The sequence below is a fragment of the Streptomyces sp. NBC_01267 genome (assembly GCF_036241575.1).
GTDB lineage: Bacteria > Actinomycetota > Actinomycetes > Streptomycetales > Streptomycetaceae > Streptomyces.
On sequence record NZ_CP108455.1, the window covers coordinates 7,497,642 to 7,512,882 of the forward strand.

Annotated in this window: 16 protein-coding genes and 1 pseudogene; 11 read left to right on the plus strand and 6 right to left on the minus strand. The window is 70.9% G+C overall.

Annotation, left to right across the window (positions count from 1 at the left end):
• Positions 1-231: 231 nt before the first annotated feature.
• Positions 232-1,197, minus strand: a complete 966-nt coding sequence (locus tag OG709_RS33380; RefSeq protein WP_329168822.1) for a pirin family protein — start codon at positions 1,195-1,197, stop codon at positions 232-234.
• A 184-nt stretch (positions 1,198-1,381) separates the two neighbouring features.
• On the opposite strand from OG709_RS33380, the gene OG709_RS33385 reads away from it, so the two are divergent.
• The 3 genes from OG709_RS33385 to OG709_RS33395 are packed head-to-tail and all read left to right on the plus strand — an operon-like array spanning position 1,382 to position 3,677.
• The gene (locus OG709_RS33385; RefSeq protein ID WP_250301627.1) at positions 1,382-2,053 is read left to right on the plus strand and encodes an ABC transporter permease; all 672 of its coding nucleotides are present in this window, start codon (positions 1,382-1,384) and stop codon (positions 2,051-2,053) included.
• Positions 2,050-2,724 (plus strand): ABC transporter permease, encoded by a 675-nt coding sequence (locus OG709_RS33390; protein ID WP_250301626.1) that lies wholly within the window; start codon positions 2,050-2,052, stop codon positions 2,722-2,724. Before OG709_RS33385 ends, OG709_RS33390 begins: the two co-directional genes overlap by 4 nt.
• 11 nt (positions 2,725-2,735) lie before the next feature.
• Positions 2,736-3,677: an ABC transporter substrate-binding protein gene (locus OG709_RS33395; protein ID WP_250301625.1), complete on the plus strand. Its 942-nt coding sequence runs from the start codon at positions 2,736-2,738 to the stop codon at positions 3,675-3,677.
• Between the two features lie 26 nt (positions 3,678-3,703).
• Here OG709_RS33395 and OG709_RS33400 read toward each other — a convergent pair whose 3' ends face one another.
• On the minus strand, positions 3,704-4,861 hold the full coding sequence (locus tag OG709_RS33400; RefSeq protein ID WP_250301624.1) for a betaine/proline/choline family ABC transporter ATP-binding protein: 1,158 nt from the start codon (positions 4,859-4,861) through the stop codon (positions 3,704-3,706).
• 179 nt (positions 4,862-5,040) lie between these two features.
• Between OG709_RS33400 and OG709_RS33405 the strand changes: the two genes are divergently transcribed.
• Genes OG709_RS33405 through OG709_RS33415 form a run of 3 tightly spaced genes read left to right on the plus strand, consistent with a single transcriptional unit; the run spans position 5,041 to position 7,976 of the window.
• A complete protein-coding gene (locus tag OG709_RS33405) occupies positions 5,041-6,339 on the plus strand; it encodes an alpha/beta fold hydrolase (RefSeq protein WP_329168825.1) in 1,299 nt (432 codons plus the stop codon).
• Positions 6,340-6,363: 24 nt separating this feature from the next.
• Positions 6,364-7,095, plus strand: coding sequence for a PIG-L deacetylase family protein (locus OG709_RS33410; RefSeq protein ID WP_329168827.1), 732 nt, complete (start codon positions 6,364-6,366; stop codon positions 7,093-7,095).
• Positions 7,096-7,142: 47 nt separating this feature from the next.
• Positions 7,143-7,976, plus strand: coding sequence for an enoyl-CoA hydratase/isomerase family protein (locus OG709_RS33415; RefSeq protein ID WP_266645499.1), 834 nt, complete (start codon positions 7,143-7,145; stop codon positions 7,974-7,976).
• A 3-nt stretch (positions 7,977-7,979) separates the two neighbouring features.
• On the opposite strand, the gene OG709_RS33420 is transcribed toward OG709_RS33415, so the two are convergent.
• Entirely contained in the window at positions 7,980-8,867 is an 888-nt protein-coding gene (locus tag OG709_RS33420) for an SDR family oxidoreductase (RefSeq protein ID WP_326693523.1), read from the minus strand.
• A gap of 150 nt (positions 8,868-9,017) precedes the next feature.
• Between OG709_RS33420 and OG709_RS33425 the strand changes: the two genes are divergently transcribed.
• The 4 genes from OG709_RS33425 (at position 9,018) to OG709_RS33440 (ending at position 12,595) form a co-directional block, all read left to right on the plus strand.
• On the plus strand, positions 9,018-9,986 hold the full coding sequence (locus OG709_RS33425; protein ID WP_250301619.1) for an NADPH:quinone oxidoreductase family protein: 969 nt from the start codon (positions 9,018-9,020) through the stop codon (positions 9,984-9,986).
• Entirely contained in the window at positions 9,983-11,185 is a 1,203-nt protein-coding gene (locus OG709_RS33430) for an acyl-CoA dehydrogenase family protein (RefSeq protein WP_250301618.1), read from the plus strand. Before OG709_RS33425 ends, OG709_RS33430 begins: the two co-directional genes overlap by 4 nt.
• A complete protein-coding gene (locus tag OG709_RS33435; RefSeq protein ID WP_329168829.1) occupies positions 11,182-12,273 on the plus strand; it encodes an acyl-CoA dehydrogenase family protein in 1,092 nt (363 codons plus the stop codon). The genes OG709_RS33430 and OG709_RS33435 overlap by 4 nt, the downstream gene beginning before the upstream one ends.
• A 127-nt stretch (positions 12,274-12,400) precedes the next feature.
• Entirely contained in the window at positions 12,401-12,595 is a 195-nt protein-coding gene (locus tag OG709_RS33440; RefSeq protein ID WP_250301616.1) for a hypothetical protein, read from the plus strand.
• Between the two features lie 21 nt (positions 12,596-12,616).
• On the opposite strand, the pseudogene OG709_RS33445 reads toward OG709_RS33440, so the two are convergent.
• The 3 genes and pseudogenes from OG709_RS33445 to OG709_RS33455 all read right to left on the minus strand — a co-directional run.
• Positions 12,617-12,964 (minus strand): annotated as a pseudogene (locus tag OG709_RS33445) (DUF779 domain-containing protein); the annotation flags it as partial.
• A gap of 162 nt (positions 12,965-13,126) precedes the next feature.
• Positions 13,127-13,342: a ferredoxin gene (locus tag OG709_RS33450; protein WP_250301615.1), complete on the minus strand. Its 216-nt coding sequence runs from the start codon at positions 13,340-13,342 to the stop codon at positions 13,127-13,129.
• 2 nt (positions 13,343-13,344) lie between these two features.
• Positions 13,345-14,535 (minus strand): cytochrome P450, encoded by a 1,191-nt coding sequence (locus tag OG709_RS33455; RefSeq protein ID WP_250301614.1) that lies wholly within the window; start codon positions 14,533-14,535, stop codon positions 13,345-13,347.
• A gap of 122 nt (positions 14,536-14,657) precedes the next feature.
• Between OG709_RS33455 and OG709_RS33460 the strand changes: the two genes are divergently transcribed.
• The gene (locus OG709_RS33460; RefSeq protein ID WP_250301613.1) at positions 14,658-15,239 is read left to right on the plus strand and encodes a TetR/AcrR family transcriptional regulator; all 582 of its coding nucleotides are present in this window, start codon (positions 14,658-14,660) and stop codon (positions 15,237-15,239) included.
• The last annotated feature ends 2 nt before the right edge of the window (positions 15,240-15,241 follow it).

The window sequence follows — 15,241 nt, forward strand, 5'->3', positions numbered from 1 at the left end:
TTGTCGCAGTGACTGGCACGGGGAGACTTCAGCTTCCTGATGCCTCATCAGGTAAGTCAGCAATAGGTCAGCATCCGTCTTGGCAGACCTGGTCAAACAAGGTCACAAGTTGCCGCACTGCCGTCCTGGGAATCCCGGACCTGTCGCGCTCCTGGCGCACCTCGGCGGAGGCCGTCATCCACCCCGGAATCGTCCCGGATGAGGGCAACCCAATGCCGGTAGATGCGCAGGTCAACGCACTCGCCCCCGAGGCTTCAACGGCACTGGGGGCAACGTGGGGGCAGGGATCGGTGCACCGTCATAGCCACGTACGGTGCCGAACCGATCACCGTGCATCCAGTCCTCCCGGGCCTGCGCGATATCGTCTTGAGTTCTGGCCACGAAGTTCCACCACATGACGATCTCCTCTTCGAACGGCTCGCCGCCCAGCAGCATCAGGCCCGTGTCCGACACCGCGCGCAGTGGTAGTTCCGTTCGGCCGCAGCCGAGGTAGAGCATCGAGCCCGGCTCCACCGGTACGCCGTCCACGGAGGCCTCGCCCGACATGGCCAGTACCGCGTACTCGAAATCGGGATCGAGCGGAAGTGCGGTCTCCGTGCCACCGGTGAGGGCCAGATCGGCGCCGACCAGCGGGCTGTACGTCGTGCCGGGGGAGACGGCGCCGTCGAGTTCGCCCAGGATCACTGTCGCCGTGAGGCCCGGTGCGATGACGGTCGGGAGGTTGGCGTGGTGCTGGAAGTGCGGCTCGACATCGCGGTGGGCGTCGGGCAGGGCGACCCACAGCTGCGCCCCGTGCAGCAGGCGGGCGTGCGGCGCCGGGCTCTCCTCCGAGTGGCTGATCGCCCGGCCCGAGGTCATCAGCCCCAGCTCGCGAGGGCGCACCGTGGCGAGACTTCCGAGGCTGTCCCGGTGCAGCACCTCGCCCTCGTGCAGCCAGCTCACCGTCTGGAGCCCCATGTGCGGGTGCGGCGGGACCTGCATGCCCGGCTCGTCGGCGATGTCATCGGGCCCGTAGTGATCGACGAAAGCCCAGGCGCCGACCATACGGCGGCCGAGGTTGGGGAGGAGCCTGCGTACCTCGGTCGACTCGCCGAGCTTGACCCGGCGCGGGCTGAGGAGTTCGCGTACCGGCTCCGCCGCGACGAATCCGCGGCCCCCGCAGACGGAGAGCGCCGCCTGGCGATCAAGATTGCTCATGGCGCCCAACCTAGACCTGCAGCCGGGTGCCGCACACCCAATGACACCCAGGGGAGGCTTCACCTGACCGGCGCGCCCCCGTGGTGCGCCCCCGCAGCACGGAGGACCGGGGCACGTGCCGGGCGTGTACTCGAACAGCCCAACAGCGGGGGCGTGGCCTGGGGCAGCGGGCTGGAATGGACGGATGACCGCGCCCCCGGACGACTGCCTCGCGCGCAACGAATGGATCTGCGGCGAGTACCTCTCGACCCGTAAGGCCATTCTCTGGGAGGCGGCCGTCCAGCATCTGGAACTGACCGTGGTGTCCGTGTTCACCGGACTGCTGCTCGCGGTTCCGCTCGCGGTCGCGGCCCGACGCTGGAGGTGGGCCGCCGGGCCGGTGCTCGGCATCACCACCGTGCTGTACACGATCCCCTCACTCGCGATGTTCTCGCTGCTGCTCCCGGTCTACGGGCTCTCCGCCTCCCTCGTCGTCGCGGGTCTCGTTCTGTACTCGCTCACGCTGCTCGTGCGGAACATCCTCGCCGGACTGCGGTCCGTGCCTGAGGAGACCCGGCAGGCGGCACGGGGCATGGGATACGGGCCGATCCGGCTGCTGCTCGCCGTCGAACTCCCACTCTCGCTCCCTGCCGCGATGGCCGGCCTGCGGATCGCGACCGTCTCCGCCGTCTCTCTCGTCACGGTAGGGGCCATCGTGGGATACGGCGGCCTCGGCAATCTCATCTACAGCGGGATGAACACCTACTTCAAGGCCCAGGTGCTGACCGCATCGGTGCTCTGCGTGGCCATCGCGGTCGCCGCCGACCTGGTACTCCTCGGTGTGCAGCGGCTGCTCACCCCGTGGACGCGCCGGTGAACACACTCGCCTCCGCCTGGTCCTGGCTCACCAGCCCGGCCAACTGGTCCGGTGACAACGGCATTACGCACCGGCTCGTCCAGCATCTCTTCCTCACGGTGGTCTGTCTGGCCCTGAGCTGTCTGCTCGCGCTCCCGGTCGCCCTGGTCCTCGGCCACATCGGCAAGGGAGGAGCGCTCGCGGTCAACATCTCCAACGTCGGCCGTGCCGTGCCCACCTTCGCCGTACTGGTCCTGCTGCTGCTCACCCCGCTCGGCAGGCACGGACAGTGGCCGACCGTCATCGCGCTGGTGCTCTTCGCCGTGCCGCCGCTGCTCACCAACGCCTATGTGGGGATGCGTGAGGTCGACCGGGACGTGGTCGGCGCGGCCCGTGGAATGGGCATGACGGGACGACAACTGATGTTTCACGTGGAACTGCCCCTTGCGATGCCTTTGATCCTCACCGGGGTGCGGATCGCGGCCGTACAGCTCGTCGCCACCGCCACACTCGCCGCACTCGCCGGCGGCGGCGGTCTCGGGCGCATCATCACTGCGGGCTTCAACCTCGCCTCCACCCCGCAGGTCGTCGCGGGAGCCCTGCTCGTCGCTGTCTTCGCCCTGCTGGTGGAGGTGCTGTTCGAGATCGGCGGACGCCTGGCGCCCCGGTGGAGCAGGGGCGGACCCCGGTGAGACGGAGATCGGTGAGACCCCGCCTTCTTCACTGCCTTCCCGCGCTGCTGGTCGTGGCGACCGCGTGCACCACCGGGCCCGCACTGGAGAACCGCGGCGCGGTCACCGCGCCGCCGGGGGACAGCAAACAGCTGACCATCGGCTCGGCGGGCTTCACCGAGAGCGATCTGCTCGCCCAGATGTACGCGCTTCTGCTCCGCCGGTCCGGATACCGCACCCACATCCTGTCCGTCACCAACCGGGAGCTCTACGAACCCGCGCTGGAGAACGGCCAGATCGATGTCGTACCGGAGTACGCGGCCACGTTCGCCGACTGGCTGAACACCAAGGTCAACGGTTCCGGCGCGCGGCCGGCCGGGTCACCCGACCGGAAGGCCACCATGACGGCACTGCGTTCGCTGGCGACCCCGCGTGGTCTCACCGTGCTGGACCCCGGCAGGGCGCTCGACCAGAACGCCTACGCGGTCACCACGGCCTACGCGGCCGAGCACCGCCTGCGGACCCTGAGCGATCTGGGAGCATCCCGGCTTCCGGTGCGGCTGGCCGCCGGTGACGAATGCGTCCGGCGCCCGTACTGCGCTCCCGGGTTGAGGAAGACGTACGGCATCGACATCACCGGCATCGATCCCAAGGGCGTCGGAACCACCCCCGCCAAGCAGGCGGTACAGAACGGGCAGGACCAGATGGTGCTGACCACGACCACCGACGCCACCCTCGGCGCCTTCGGGCTCGTCATCCTCCGCGACGACAAGCATGTGCAGCATGCCGACTACCTCGTGCCCGTCGTCAACCGGTCGAGGGCGGGCAGCCGGGGCGTCACCGAGGCACTCGGCCAGCTCAACACGGTACTCACCACCGAGGACCTGGCCTCGCTCGACGCACAGGTGGACAGCTGGCGGCGGCTGCCCGAGGACGTCGCCAGGAACTACCTGAAGTCGAAGGACCTGCTCTGACCGGTCGTCCCCCGGGATCGTCGAGTTCAGGCGTCGGCGATCGATGTGAAGTCCACCGCGTCCCGTGCGACGCCGTGTGCGTCCGCGTCCACGGAGCGGCGCAGCGCCTCGTGCAGTTTCGCCGGGGTCAGCACCCCGAGGAAGTGGTCACCGTCGAGCACCGCCACCCAGCCCGCGTCGTGCTGCAGCATTTCGCTGAACGCCTGCTTCAGCGGCGCCCCGACCGGCACCCAGGCCTCCATCCTGCGGGCCAGCGCGCCCACCGGGGTGCTCGCGCCCGTCAGGGCGTCGGCAGCCACCCAGCCGTGCAGGGCGCCGTCGGCGCGCAGGACCACCGCCCAGCGCGCGCCCTCGGCGCGCAGGCGGGCGGCCACGGCCTTGGCCGGTTCGTCGAGCCCCGCGACCGGCGGCTGTTCCAGGTCGTCCGACTCGATCCGGGTGACCGACAGCCGCTTCAGCCCGCGGTCCGCTCCGACGAACTCGGCGACGTAGGGCGTGGCGGGAGTGCCGAGTACGGCCCCGGGGGTGTCGAACTGCTCGATGCGCCCCTGCCCGTACACCGCGATCCTGTCGCCCATCCGCACGGCTTCCTCGATGTCGTGCGTGACCAGCAGCACGGTCTTGCGCACCGTCGCCTGGAGCTTCAGGAACTCGTTCTGCAACCGCTCGCGTACCACCGGGTCGACCGCACCGAACGGTTCGTCCATCAAAAGCACGGGGGGATCGGCCGCCAGTGCCCTGGCCACCCCGACCCGCTGGCGTTGGCCGCCGGAGAGCTGCGCCGGGTATCGGGAGCCGTACGTACCGGGATCGAGCCCGACCAGGTCGAGCAGTTCCGCGGCGCGTTCCCTGGCCCTCGCCTTCTTCCAGCCGACCAGCGCGGGGACGGTCGCGGTGTTGTCGAGGACCGTACGGTGCGGGAAGAGACCGACCTGCTGGATGACATAGCCGATGCCGCGGCGCAGCTGGACCGGGTCGATCCCGGCGATGTCCTTTCCGGCCACCCGGATCCGGCCCGAGGTCGGCTCGATCAGCCGGTTGACCATCATCATGGTCGTTGTCTTGCCGCAGCCCGACGGGCCGACGAGCGTGACGAGTTCTCCTTCGGCTACCTCGAACGACAGATCGTCGACGGCAGATGTGCCGTCCGGATAGACCTTGCCCACCTGCTCGAACTCGATCACGGATCCACGCTAACCGCGGGTGCCGCACCCCGCTCACCGTCTTCGACGCGAAGGACATCGGCCAGTTCAACTTCTGACCGGTTCCGGTGCGCCCGGTTCCCGGAGGGGGTCACCGCCTGAGCCGGGCCGGTGGGCATGGTGGATCATTACCCGTGCCGAACGTTCGATCAGGAGTACCGATGACCCGTTACCACCAGCCCGGCCTTGTCCTCACCGACCACCGCTTCCAGGTACCCCTGGACCACGCGGAACCGGGCGGGGAGCAGATCGAGCTGTACGCCCGTGAAGTCGTCGCCTCCGACAAGGCGGACGCCGAGCTGCCCTGGCTGCTCTACCTCCAGGGCGGTCCCGGCTTCGGTGCCAACCGGTTCCACGGCAAGCAGGCCTGGCTGGGCCGCGCCGTGCAGGAGTTCCGGGTGCTGCTGCTCGACCAGCGGGGCACCGGCGCGTCCAGCCCCGTCAACCGCCAGACCCTGCCGCAGCGCGGCGGCCCCGCCGAGCAGGCCGACTACCTGGCGCACTTCCGGGCCGACTCCATCGTCCGGGACTGCGAACTCCTCCGGCCGCAGCTCACCGGCGGAGCGCCGTGGACCGTGCTGGGCCAGAGCTTCGGCGGCTTCTGCGCCGTCCGGTACCTCTCCGCGGCGCCCGAAGGCCTTGCCGCCGCGCTGATCACCGGAGGGCTGCCGACGCTCGACGGGCACGCCGACGACGTGTACCGGGCCGCGTATCCCCGAATCGCCCGCAAGACGGCCGCGCACTACGCGCGCTATCCGCAGGACGTCGGCAACGCCCGCCGGATCGCCGCCTACCTGCACGCCAACCGGCCGGTCCTGAACAGCGGCTACACCCTCACCGTCGAGGCGTTCCAGTCGCTGGGCATCGCGCTCGGAGGCGGAGACGGCAGCCACACGCTGCACTACCTCCTGGAGGACGCCTTCGTCGACACCCCGCAGGGGCCGCAGCTCTCCGACGCCTTCCAGGAACAGGTGCACAGCGCACTCTCCTTCGCGGCGCACCCGCTGTACGCACTCGTCCACGAGTCGATCTACGGCCAGGGCAGCCGTCCCACCGCCTGGTCGGCCGAACGGGTGCGGGCCGAATTCCCCGCCTTCGACGCGGACCGCGCCCTCGCGGGCGAGGCGCCGCTGCCGTTCACCGGGGAGTCGGTGCATCCCTGGCACTTCGAGGTGGACCCGGCGCTGCGTCCGCTGCGCGAGGCCGCCGACCTGCTGGCCGCCCGTACGGACTGGCCCCGGCTGTACGACACGGACCGGCTCGCGGCGAACGAGGTACCGGTTGCGGCGGCCGTCTACCACGACGACATGTACGTCGACACGGAGCAGGCCCTGTGCACCGCCCGTGCCATTCGGGGGCTGCGCACCTGGGTGACCGACGAGTTCGAGCACGACGGGCTCAGGGCGGGCGGACCGCGCGTCCTCGACCGGCTGCTCGCACTCGTCCGGGGCGAAATCTGAGCCACGGAGCCCTATCCTGCGGCCATGACGGACCAACTGGACCCCATGCCGACGGACTGGCAGCGCGCGCTCGCCGTCGTCGCCCATCCGGACGATCTCGAATACGGCTGCGCCGCCGCCGTGGCGGCCTGGACCGACGCGGGACGCGAGGTCGGCTATGTTCTTGCCACCCGGGGCGAGGCGGGCATCGACACGATCGAGCCCGCCCGCTGCGGGCCGCTGCGTGAGAAGGAACAGCGGGCGAGCGCGGCGGTCGTCGGCGTGAGCACGGTCGAGTTCCTCGACCACCGGGACGGTGTGATCGAGTACGGCACCGGGCTGCGCAGAGACATCGCGGCGGCCATCCGCAAGCACCGTCCCGAGCTGGTCGTCACGCTCAACCACCGTGACACCTGGGGCGGTGTCGCCTGGAACACCCCCGACCATGTGGCGGTCGGCCGGGCCGTCCTCGACGCCGCCGGGGACGCCGGGAACCGGTGGATCTTCCCTGAACTGGCCGAGCAGGGTCTCCAGCCGTGGAACGGGGTGCGCTGGGTCGCCGTCGCGGGCTCCTCCTCGCCCACCCACGCGGTCGACGCGACCGAGGGGCTGGAGCGCTCGGTCCGGTCGCTGCTCGAACACCGCAGTTACATCGACGTGTTGACGGACGAGGATCCCGAGACGTACTGCCGTGACTTCCTCACCGGGAATGCCAGGTCGGCGGCCGAGCGGTTCGGCGGCAGGCCCGCGGTCACCTTCGAGCTCTTCCCCCGCTGAACCGCACCACCTATTCTGATGGGCCGTCAGAATAGGTGGTGCGGCGGATGATCGACACACTGAGCACGGACATCCCGGACGGCGAGGAACGCATCACGCTCCACGTCGAGCACGGCATCGGGACCCTCACCCTCTGCCGCCCGGAACAACTGAACGGCTGGAGCTGGGAGTCCAGCAGGCAGCTGGGCCTGCTGGCCGACCGGATCCGGTTCGACGACTCGATCAGGGCCGTGCTGCTGCGCGCCGAGGGCCGCGCCTTCTGTGCCGGGATCGATGTCAAGGCCCCCGGTGGCGCGATCACCGGCCGCTCCCCGGCGGAGCGGACCCACCGCTACTACGAGGGCATCCGCTGGGTGCACGAACGCTTCGCGGTCTTCGCCCGGCTTCCGCAGCCGGTGGTCGCCGCTGTGCAGGGCTACTGCCTGGGCTTCGGCTTCGAGCTCGCGCTGATGGCGGACATCCGGATCGCGGCCGACGACGCGGTGTTCGCCCTGCCCGAGGCGCAGCTCGGGGTCGCCGTCGACGCGGGCGGTGACCTGCGGATCGCCCGGGAGGCGGGGGCGGGCTGGGCGAAACTCCTCTCGCTCACCGGGCGCCGTATCGACGCGCGCACCGCCGAGCGGCTGGGGCTGGTCCAGCAGGTGACGACCCCCGCCGAGCTGGCCGGCGAGGCGAGCGCCGTAGCGGTGGAGATCGCGGCCAACGCCCCGCTCGCCGTCCGCTCGGTCAAGCGCAACATCGACGCCTTCGCGGACGCCGGACTCGCCGCGGCCCTCGACCGTACGGCCATGGCGGCGGCACTCACCCTCACCTCCGAGGACGCGCGCGAAGGGTACGCGGCGGGAGCCGCACGTCGCCGCCCCGGGTTCGAGGGGCGGTAGGGGTCATGCCGTGAACGGCTCGCGCCCCAGCTGTTCGCGCACGGTCACCACCGGCGGGTTGACGAGCCCGCGACGCTGCCAGTTCGCACCGTCCACGACCAGCGTGTGGCCCGAGACGAACCGTGCGTAGGGCGACGCCAGGAAGGTCGCGGCCCAGCCCAGTTCGCGTGGTTGTCCCACGCGCAGCGCGGGCTGGCGTACGGCCTTGTCGGCGGCCGGGTCCAGGGCGCCGCGGATCGGCCCGGTCATCTCCTCGTGCGGGAAGAGGCCGGGTACCAGCCCGTTGACCTGGATGCCGTACGGACCCCACTCGACGGCCAGTGTCTCGACCAGATTCTTCACCCCGGCCTTGGCGGCGGCCGAGTGCGCGAAGCCGGGGCCGCCGGTCCAGGCGTAGGACGCGCCGACGTTGATGACCGATCCGGCGGTGCGTGCCGCCAGATGTCTGCGGCCGAACTCGCGCGTCATGAACCAGGTGCCGGTGAGCGTGATGTCCACCACCGCCCGCCAGGCGTTCGGCGACATGTCCTCGGCGGGGACGGGGAAGTTGGCCGCCGCGTTGTTGACCAGCACGTCGGGCAGCCCGGCTGCCGCCTCGGCGGCGTCGAACACCTCGGAGATCCGCTCCGGCTCACGGATGTCGCAGACGGCGGTCACCACCTGCCCGCCCAGCGCGGCCAGTTCCTCGCGCGCCCCGCTCAGCCGGTCCGCGTTCCTCCCGGCGATCACCAGGGTGGCACCGAGCCGGGCGAACTCGCCGGCGATCGCCCTGCCGAGCCCCGATCCACCGCCGGTGACCAGCACCACGCGGCCCTCGTAGGTTCCCGGCGGGAGTGCGCAGGCACCTGGCGGGGGAGGGGCGGGCAGTCCCGGGTACGCGTCGTCCGTCATGGGGCATCGATACCGCGTACGCCCGCAAACCTCCAGGCCCGTGCCGGAGGGGCGGGCGGCAACCGAGGGGCGGAGACGGTTCACAGTGGGGCAAGCGACCGCTTAGTATGCGCTGAGCGCGGTACAGCCTACGGTGTGTGGAGGCCCCTGATGCAGGCATGGCAGGTACACGAGAACGGCGAGCCCGGTGAGGTGATGCGCCTCGACGAGGTGGCGGAGCCCCAGGCCGGACCGGGGCAGCTCAAGCTGAGAGTCCTGGCCGCGAACATCAACTTCCCCGACGCGCTGCTCTGCCGGGGCCAGTACCAGGTGCGCCCGCCGCTGCCCTTCACGCCGGGCGTGGAGATCTGCGGTGAGACGGCCGACGGCCGCCGGGTGATCGCCAATCCGGCCCTGCCGCACGGCGGTTTCGCCGAGTACGTCGTCGTCGACGAGGCGACGGTTCTGCCCGCGCCTCCCGCGCTGGACGACGCCGAAGCGGCAGCCCTGCACATCGGTTACCAGACGGGCTGGTTCGGCCTGCACCGCCGCGCGCACCTGCGGGCCGGTGAAACGCTGCTGGTGCACGCCGCGGCGGGCGGTGTCGGCAGCGCGGCCGTCCAGTTGGGCAAGGCGGCGGGAGCCACCGTCATCGGTGTGGTGGGCGGTCCCGACAAGGCCCGTACCGCGGCCGGGCTGGGCTGTGACCTGGTCATCGACCGGCGCTCGGACGACCTCGTCGCCGAGGTCAAGCGGTTCACCGGCGGCAAGGGCGCGGACGTCGTCTACGACCCGGTCGGCGGTGACGCGTACGCCAAGTCGGTGAAGTGCGTCGCCTTCGAGGGACGGATCGTGGTGGTGGGCTTCGCCAGCGGCGTCATCCCGAACCCGGCGCTCAACCACGCCCTCGTCAAGAACTACACGATCATGGGACTGCACTGGGGCCTCTACGCCCAGAAGGACCCGGCCTCGATCGGCCGCTGCCACACCGAACTGACCGCGCTGGCAGCCGAAGGCACCGTCAGACCGCTGGTCTCGGAGCGGGTCGCGCTGAAGGACGCAGCCGCCGCCGTCCAGCGGGTCGCCGACGGCGTCACCACCGGCCGGGTCGTGATCGTCCCGGAAGGAGCCGCGCGATGACGGACGACAGCCCGACGGTGGACGCCGCCTCGCTCCGGCTTCGCACCCGCGAGCTGCTGGCGGCGCACCCGCCGGAGACCACCGGTCGCACCGACTTCCTCAGGGCCCGGTTCGACGCAGGACTCGCCTGGGTGCACTACCCGGCCGGACTCGGCGGCCTCGACGCGCCGCGCTCGCTCCAGCCCGTCGTGGACTCCGCACTCGAAGCGGCCGGCGCACCCGACAACGACCCGCGGCGCATCGGCATCGGACTCGGCATGGCCGCCCCGACCGTCCTTCGCTACGGCACCGACGAACAGAAGCGGCGCTTCCTGCGCCCGCTCTGGGTCGGCGACGAGGTGTGGTGCCAGCTCTTCAGCGAACCCGGAGCGGGCTCCGACCTCGCGGCGCTCGCCACCCGGGCCGTGCGCGACGACGGGGGAGACTGGATCGTCAACGGGCAGAAGGTCTGGACGTCCAGCGCGCATCTCGCCCGCTGGGCGATCCTCATCGCCCGCACCGACCCGGACGTCCCCAAGCACCTCGGGATCACCTACTTCATCTGCGACATGACCGACCCCGGCGTCGAGGTGCGGCCACTGCGCCAGATCACCGGCGAGGCCGAGTTCAACGAGGTCTTCCTGACGGACGTACGGATCCCCGACGCCCACCGGCTCGGACCGGTCGGCGACGGCTGGAACGTCGCCCGGACCACGCTCATGAACGAGCGGGTCTCGATCGGCGGCTCCCGCATCCCGCGCGAGGGCGGCATGATCGGGCCCGTCGCCAGGACCTGGCGCGAGCGGCCCGGACTGCGTACCCACGACCTCCACCAGCGGCTCCTGACGCTCTGGGTGGAGGCCGAGGTCGCCCGGCTCACCGGTGAGCGGCTGCGCCAGCAACTCGTCGCCGGCCAGCCGGGTCCCGAGGGCTCCGGCATGAAGCTCACCTTCGCCCGGCTCAACCAGGAGATCAGCGGTCTCGAAGTCGAACTCCTGGGAGAGGAAGGGCTGTTGTACGGCGACTGGACCATGCGCCGTCCCGAACTCGTCGACTTCACCGGCCGCGACGCCGGATACCGCTACCTGCGCTCCAAGGGCAATTCCATCGAGGGCGGTACCAGCGAAGTGCTGCTGAACATCGTCGCCGAGCGGGTGCTCGGACTGCCTTCCGAGCCACGTACCGACAAGGACGCCGCCTGGAAGGACCTGGCCCGATGACCGATCTGCTCTACTCGCAGACCGAGGACGACCTGCGCTCCGCCGTCCGGTCCCTGCTCGCCGGCCGCCGCGACACGCCGGCCCTGCTGGCCGGAGCGGAGTCCGGCACGCCGTACGACCCGCAGCTGTGGGCCGCACTCGCCGCGGAGATGGGCACGGCCGGGCTGCTCGTCCCCGAGCAACTCGGCGGCCAGGGCGCCTCGCACCGCGAGGCTGCCGTCGTGTTGGAGGAACTGGGGCGCAGCGTCACACCCGCGCCGTACCTGACCAGTTCGGTGGTGGCGACCGAGGTGCTCCTCGGGCTCGACACACGGAGTGGCCCGGTCGCCGATCTGCTCACCGCGCTCGCCTCCGGCCGGAGTGTCGCGGTGCTCGCCGTGCCGCTCCCCACCGCCCCCGGCGTGTCGCACGAGCGCCCCGGGCCGACCGGCACGGTCACCGGGGTCGCGGACGCCGTCGCGGCTCAGGTACTGCTGGTGCCCACCGGTGAAGGGCTGTACGCGGTGGAGACGGAGGCGCCCGGGGTGATTGTCGAGCCACAGGTCCCGCTCGACCTCACCCGCCCGCTCGCCGCCGTCACCTTCGAAGGGGCGCAGGGCAAGCTCCTCGCGGACGCGCCGACTTCGCGCGCGGCGGTGGACCGGGGCCTGCTCGCCGGCGCCGGGCTGCTCGCCTCGGAGCAGCTGGGAATCGCCGAATGGTGCCTGGAGGAGACGGTCCGGTACACGAAGGAGCGCCACCAGTTCAACCGTCCTGTCGGCGGATTCCAGGCGCTCAAGCACCGGATGGCCCAGCTCTGGCTGGAGGTCGTGTCGGCACGGGCCGCTGCCCGCAACGCGGCCGACGCGCTCGCGACCGGCAGCCCCGAAGCCGCGCTCGCGGTGTCGGTGGCCCAGGCGTACTGCGGACGTGTCGCGGTGCACGCAGCCGAGGAGTGCGTCCAACTGCACGGCGGGATCGGCATGACGTGGGAGCACCCCGCGCACCTCTACCTCAAGCGCGCCAAGTCCGACTCCGTGGCCCTCGGGTCGGCGGGCACACACCGCGCGGCGCTGGCGGAACTGGTGGATCTGCCGGGCCCCTGGTAGCCACAGGGTGACCATCACCGTCAGTCAACACCCGTACGGCGTACAGCTCTTGCGCCATTGAGGGGTGCCTCCTCCGCCACACTGGCGGCCGAATGCCGCATATCCGGTGCGGCGGAGGAGGACGACCATGGCCATCTCGATCTCGCTCGTGCTGTTTCTCGTGGTCCTCGCAGGGATCTTCCTGCGCGGCGGCGGGCTCAAACTCTCACACGCGATCGTCTGCGCCCTGCTCGGCTTCAGCCTGGCGAGTACCAGCATCGCGCCGACCATCCAGCAAGGGGTCACCGGAACCGCTGACATGGTCGCCCGCATCCATCCCTGACAGGCCCGAGCCGCCCGGTCGGAGCAGCCGCGACCGGATCAGGAAGCGCACGCCTTCCGGGGCCTCCAGGGAGAATCCGCTGCCCCGTCCCGCCACCACATCGACGATCAGCCGGGTGTGCGCCCACACCTGCTGCTGACTCGCCGAGATCCAGAACGGGACGGGTTCGGCCACCCCGTCGACGAGAAGTGACTCCAGCAGTACGTCGGAGTCGCCGGTACGGAATTCACCCGCCGGAAAACACATCGGCGCACTGCCGTCGCAGCAGCCTCCCGACTGGTGGAACATCAGCGGGCCATGGGTCTCCCGCAGCTGCCGCACCAGATCGGCTGCCGCGGGAGTCAGTTCCACGCGCGGAGTGTCGGACATCGCGCTCTCCCCGTCGTCGCTCGGCCAGCTCCTGGAAGAAGCCGGGCCACTCCGGCGAGCGGCCGACCAGGAAGCCCCCGGTCCCACCGGACCGCCGTCACGGCATGTCCCAGCCAACGCCCCGGGACGTTGCGTGAGGGTTGCAGGCCCGGCCGGCCCGGTCTACGGACGGGGGCCGACCACCTCCGAACCCTCGGTGACGGTGATGGCCAGCGCCGGACAGGAATCCGCCGCGTCCAGGGCGACCTCCTGCGGAGAGATCTCCTCCCGGAGCGCCTGGGAGCGCTCGCCCTCCAGCCGGAACAGCCCGGGAGCGGTGCCCGCGCAGATCCCCGAGCCGATGCACACATGCCGGTCGACCTCGATGCGCCACGTCATGCTCACCACCCCACCGGCATGGAACGCGGTCCGCGCACCAGCATCTCGGTCTTCCACACGATGTCCCCGGTCACCCGAAGACCGGGCAACGTCAGGACCAACGCCCGCAACGCCTCCTGCAGTTCGAGCCGGGCGAGCGGCGCTCCCAGGCAGTGGTGCACGCCGTGTCCGAACCCCAGATGCCCGTTGCTCTCCCGCTGGAGGTCGAGTGTCCCGGCAGAGGTGAAGCGCAGGGCGTCCCGGTTGGCCGCGCCGACCGCCACGAGCACGGGCTCACCGGTGCGCACCAGGGTGCCGCCCACCTCGACGTCCTCGGTGGCGTACCGGGGCTGGCCGGCGCCGATGCCCAGCGGGACGAAGCGCAGCAGCTCCTCGACCGCGGCGGGGATCAGCTCCGGGTCCTCGCGCAGCAGGGCCAACTGCTCGGGGTGATCGAGCAGGGTGCAGACGAAGTTGGGGATCTGGCTCGCCGTCGTCTCGTGCCCGGCGACCAGGATCCCCACACAGAGGTCGACCAGCTCCAGCTCGGACAGCCGGTCACCCACATCGCGCGCCTCGATCAGCGCGGTCATCAGGTCGTCCGCGGGCTGCTTCCGGTGCTCGGCGATCAAACCACCCATATAGGCCCGCAGTTCCTCCCTGCTGGCTTCGAACTCCTCCGCGGTCAGCGAGCTGGTGGACAGGGCGTCGTCGCTCCAGGCGCGGAAGAGCGGCCGGTCCTCGGCGGGCACTCCGAGCAGGCGGCAGATGACGCCGACGGGGATGGGCAGTGCGAAGTCCTCGACGAGGTCGGCGGGCGGCCCGGCCTCGACCATGTCGGCCAGCAGCCCCTCGGACAGCGCACGGATCTCCGGCCTCAGTTTCTCGACCCGGTGCACGGTGAACGCCTTGGCCACCAGCGTACGGAGCCGGGTGTGATCCGGCGGATCCATGCTGAGGATGCCGCTGTTGCGCTGCGCCTCGGACTGCCGCGGCTCGTCGTGGCGCACCCCCTCGGCCCGGCTGAACCGGCGGTCACCGAGCACCAGCCGGGCATCCGCGTAGCGGGTCACCAGCCAGGCGGGCTCGCCGTACGTCATCCGGACCCGCAGTAGCCCGTCCTGGTTGCGGGCGTCCTCGTACAGACCGGAGAGCGTCAGTTCGGTCGCTTCGTTGAACGGGTAAGCCGCAGGCTCTAGTTCGGTGGCGGTCACCTGTACCCCTTCCGTATGTAAGCGTCTGCTTACATACGGTAGGGCGGTGTCGGAGGGCGGTCAACGGGGCGTGCGCCCCGTCCCGGGCTATGCTGTCGGCCATTTACGGGAGGGGCCGATGGATGAAGGTTGAAGGAACGGAGCGCAGACGGGACGCCGGGGCGACCAGGCTGGCCCTCATCGACGCGGCAGCGGCGCTGTTCGCGGAGCGTGGCTACGAACGCACCACCGTGCGCGACATCGCCGCACGTGCCGGTTTCAACCAGGCCCTGCTCTTCCGGTACTTCGGTTCCAAGAAAGCGCTGTTCGGCGAAGTGATGGCCCGCGACGGCCGGAAACAGGTGCGCGACACCCCGCCCGAACACCTGCTGGAAGCCGCCCTCCGCGGCCTCCTCGCACCGGGCGGCAGCGGGCACCACGACCGGTCCCTGGAGGTGTTCCTCCGTTCCAGCAGCGACGGGGACGCGGCTGCCGAGACCGGCCGTCTGCTGAGCCAGGAGTACGCGAGCGTGCTCGCCACGCTCACGGGTGCCGACGACGCCGGACTGCGCTCCGACCTGATCCTCGCCTGGCTGCTCGGTATCGGCCTCACGCGCAACGTGATCGGCAGGGAGCCGCTGGCGAGCGCGGATCCGGACGACGTCTGCCGCCTCATGCTCGAAGCCGCCCGCACCATCCTGGAGAAACTCCCCGGCAGTTCGTAGCC

Excerpts from the sequence above, each read along its gene's own strand:
- OG709_RS33410 (WP_329168827.1), top strand. The coding sequence starts at position 6,364 with ATGACGGACCAACTGGACCCCATGCCGACGGACTGGCAGCGCGCGCTC.
- OG709_RS33435 (WP_329168829.1), top strand. The coding sequence starts at position 11,182 with ATGACCGATCTGCTCTACTCGCAGACCGAGGACGACCTGCGCTCCGCC.
- OG709_RS33450 (WP_250301615.1), bottom strand. The coding sequence starts at position 13,342 with ATGACGTGGCGCATCGAGGTCGACCGGCATGTGTGCATCGGCTCGGGG.
- OG709_RS33415 (WP_266645499.1), top strand. The coding sequence starts at position 7,143 with ATGATCGACACACTGAGCACGGACATCCCGGACGGCGAGGAACGCATC.
- OG709_RS33380 (WP_329168822.1), bottom strand. The coding sequence starts at position 1,197 with ATGAGCAATCTTGATCGCCAGGCGGCGCTCTCCGTCTGCGGGGGCCGC.
- OG709_RS33420 (WP_326693523.1), bottom strand. The coding sequence starts at position 8,867 with ATGACGGACGACGCGTACCCGGGACTGCCCGCCCCTCCCCCGCCAGGT.
- OG709_RS33425 (WP_250301619.1), top strand. The coding sequence starts at position 9,018 with ATGCAGGCATGGCAGGTACACGAGAACGGCGAGCCCGGTGAGGTGATG.
- OG709_RS33440 (WP_250301616.1), top strand. The coding sequence starts at position 12,401 with ATGGCCATCTCGATCTCGCTCGTGCTGTTTCTCGTGGTCCTCGCAGGG.
- OG709_RS33430 (WP_250301618.1), top strand. The coding sequence starts at position 9,983 with ATGACGGACGACAGCCCGACGGTGGACGCCGCCTCGCTCCGGCTTCGC.
- OG709_RS33460 (WP_250301613.1), top strand. The coding sequence starts at position 14,658 with ATGAAGGTTGAAGGAACGGAGCGCAGACGGGACGCCGGGGCGACCAGG.
- OG709_RS33385 (WP_250301627.1), top strand. The coding sequence starts at position 1,382 with ATGACCGCGCCCCCGGACGACTGCCTCGCGCGCAACGAATGGATCTGC.
- OG709_RS33405 (WP_329168825.1), top strand. The coding sequence starts at position 5,041 with ATGACCCGTTACCACCAGCCCGGCCTTGTCCTCACCGACCACCGCTTC.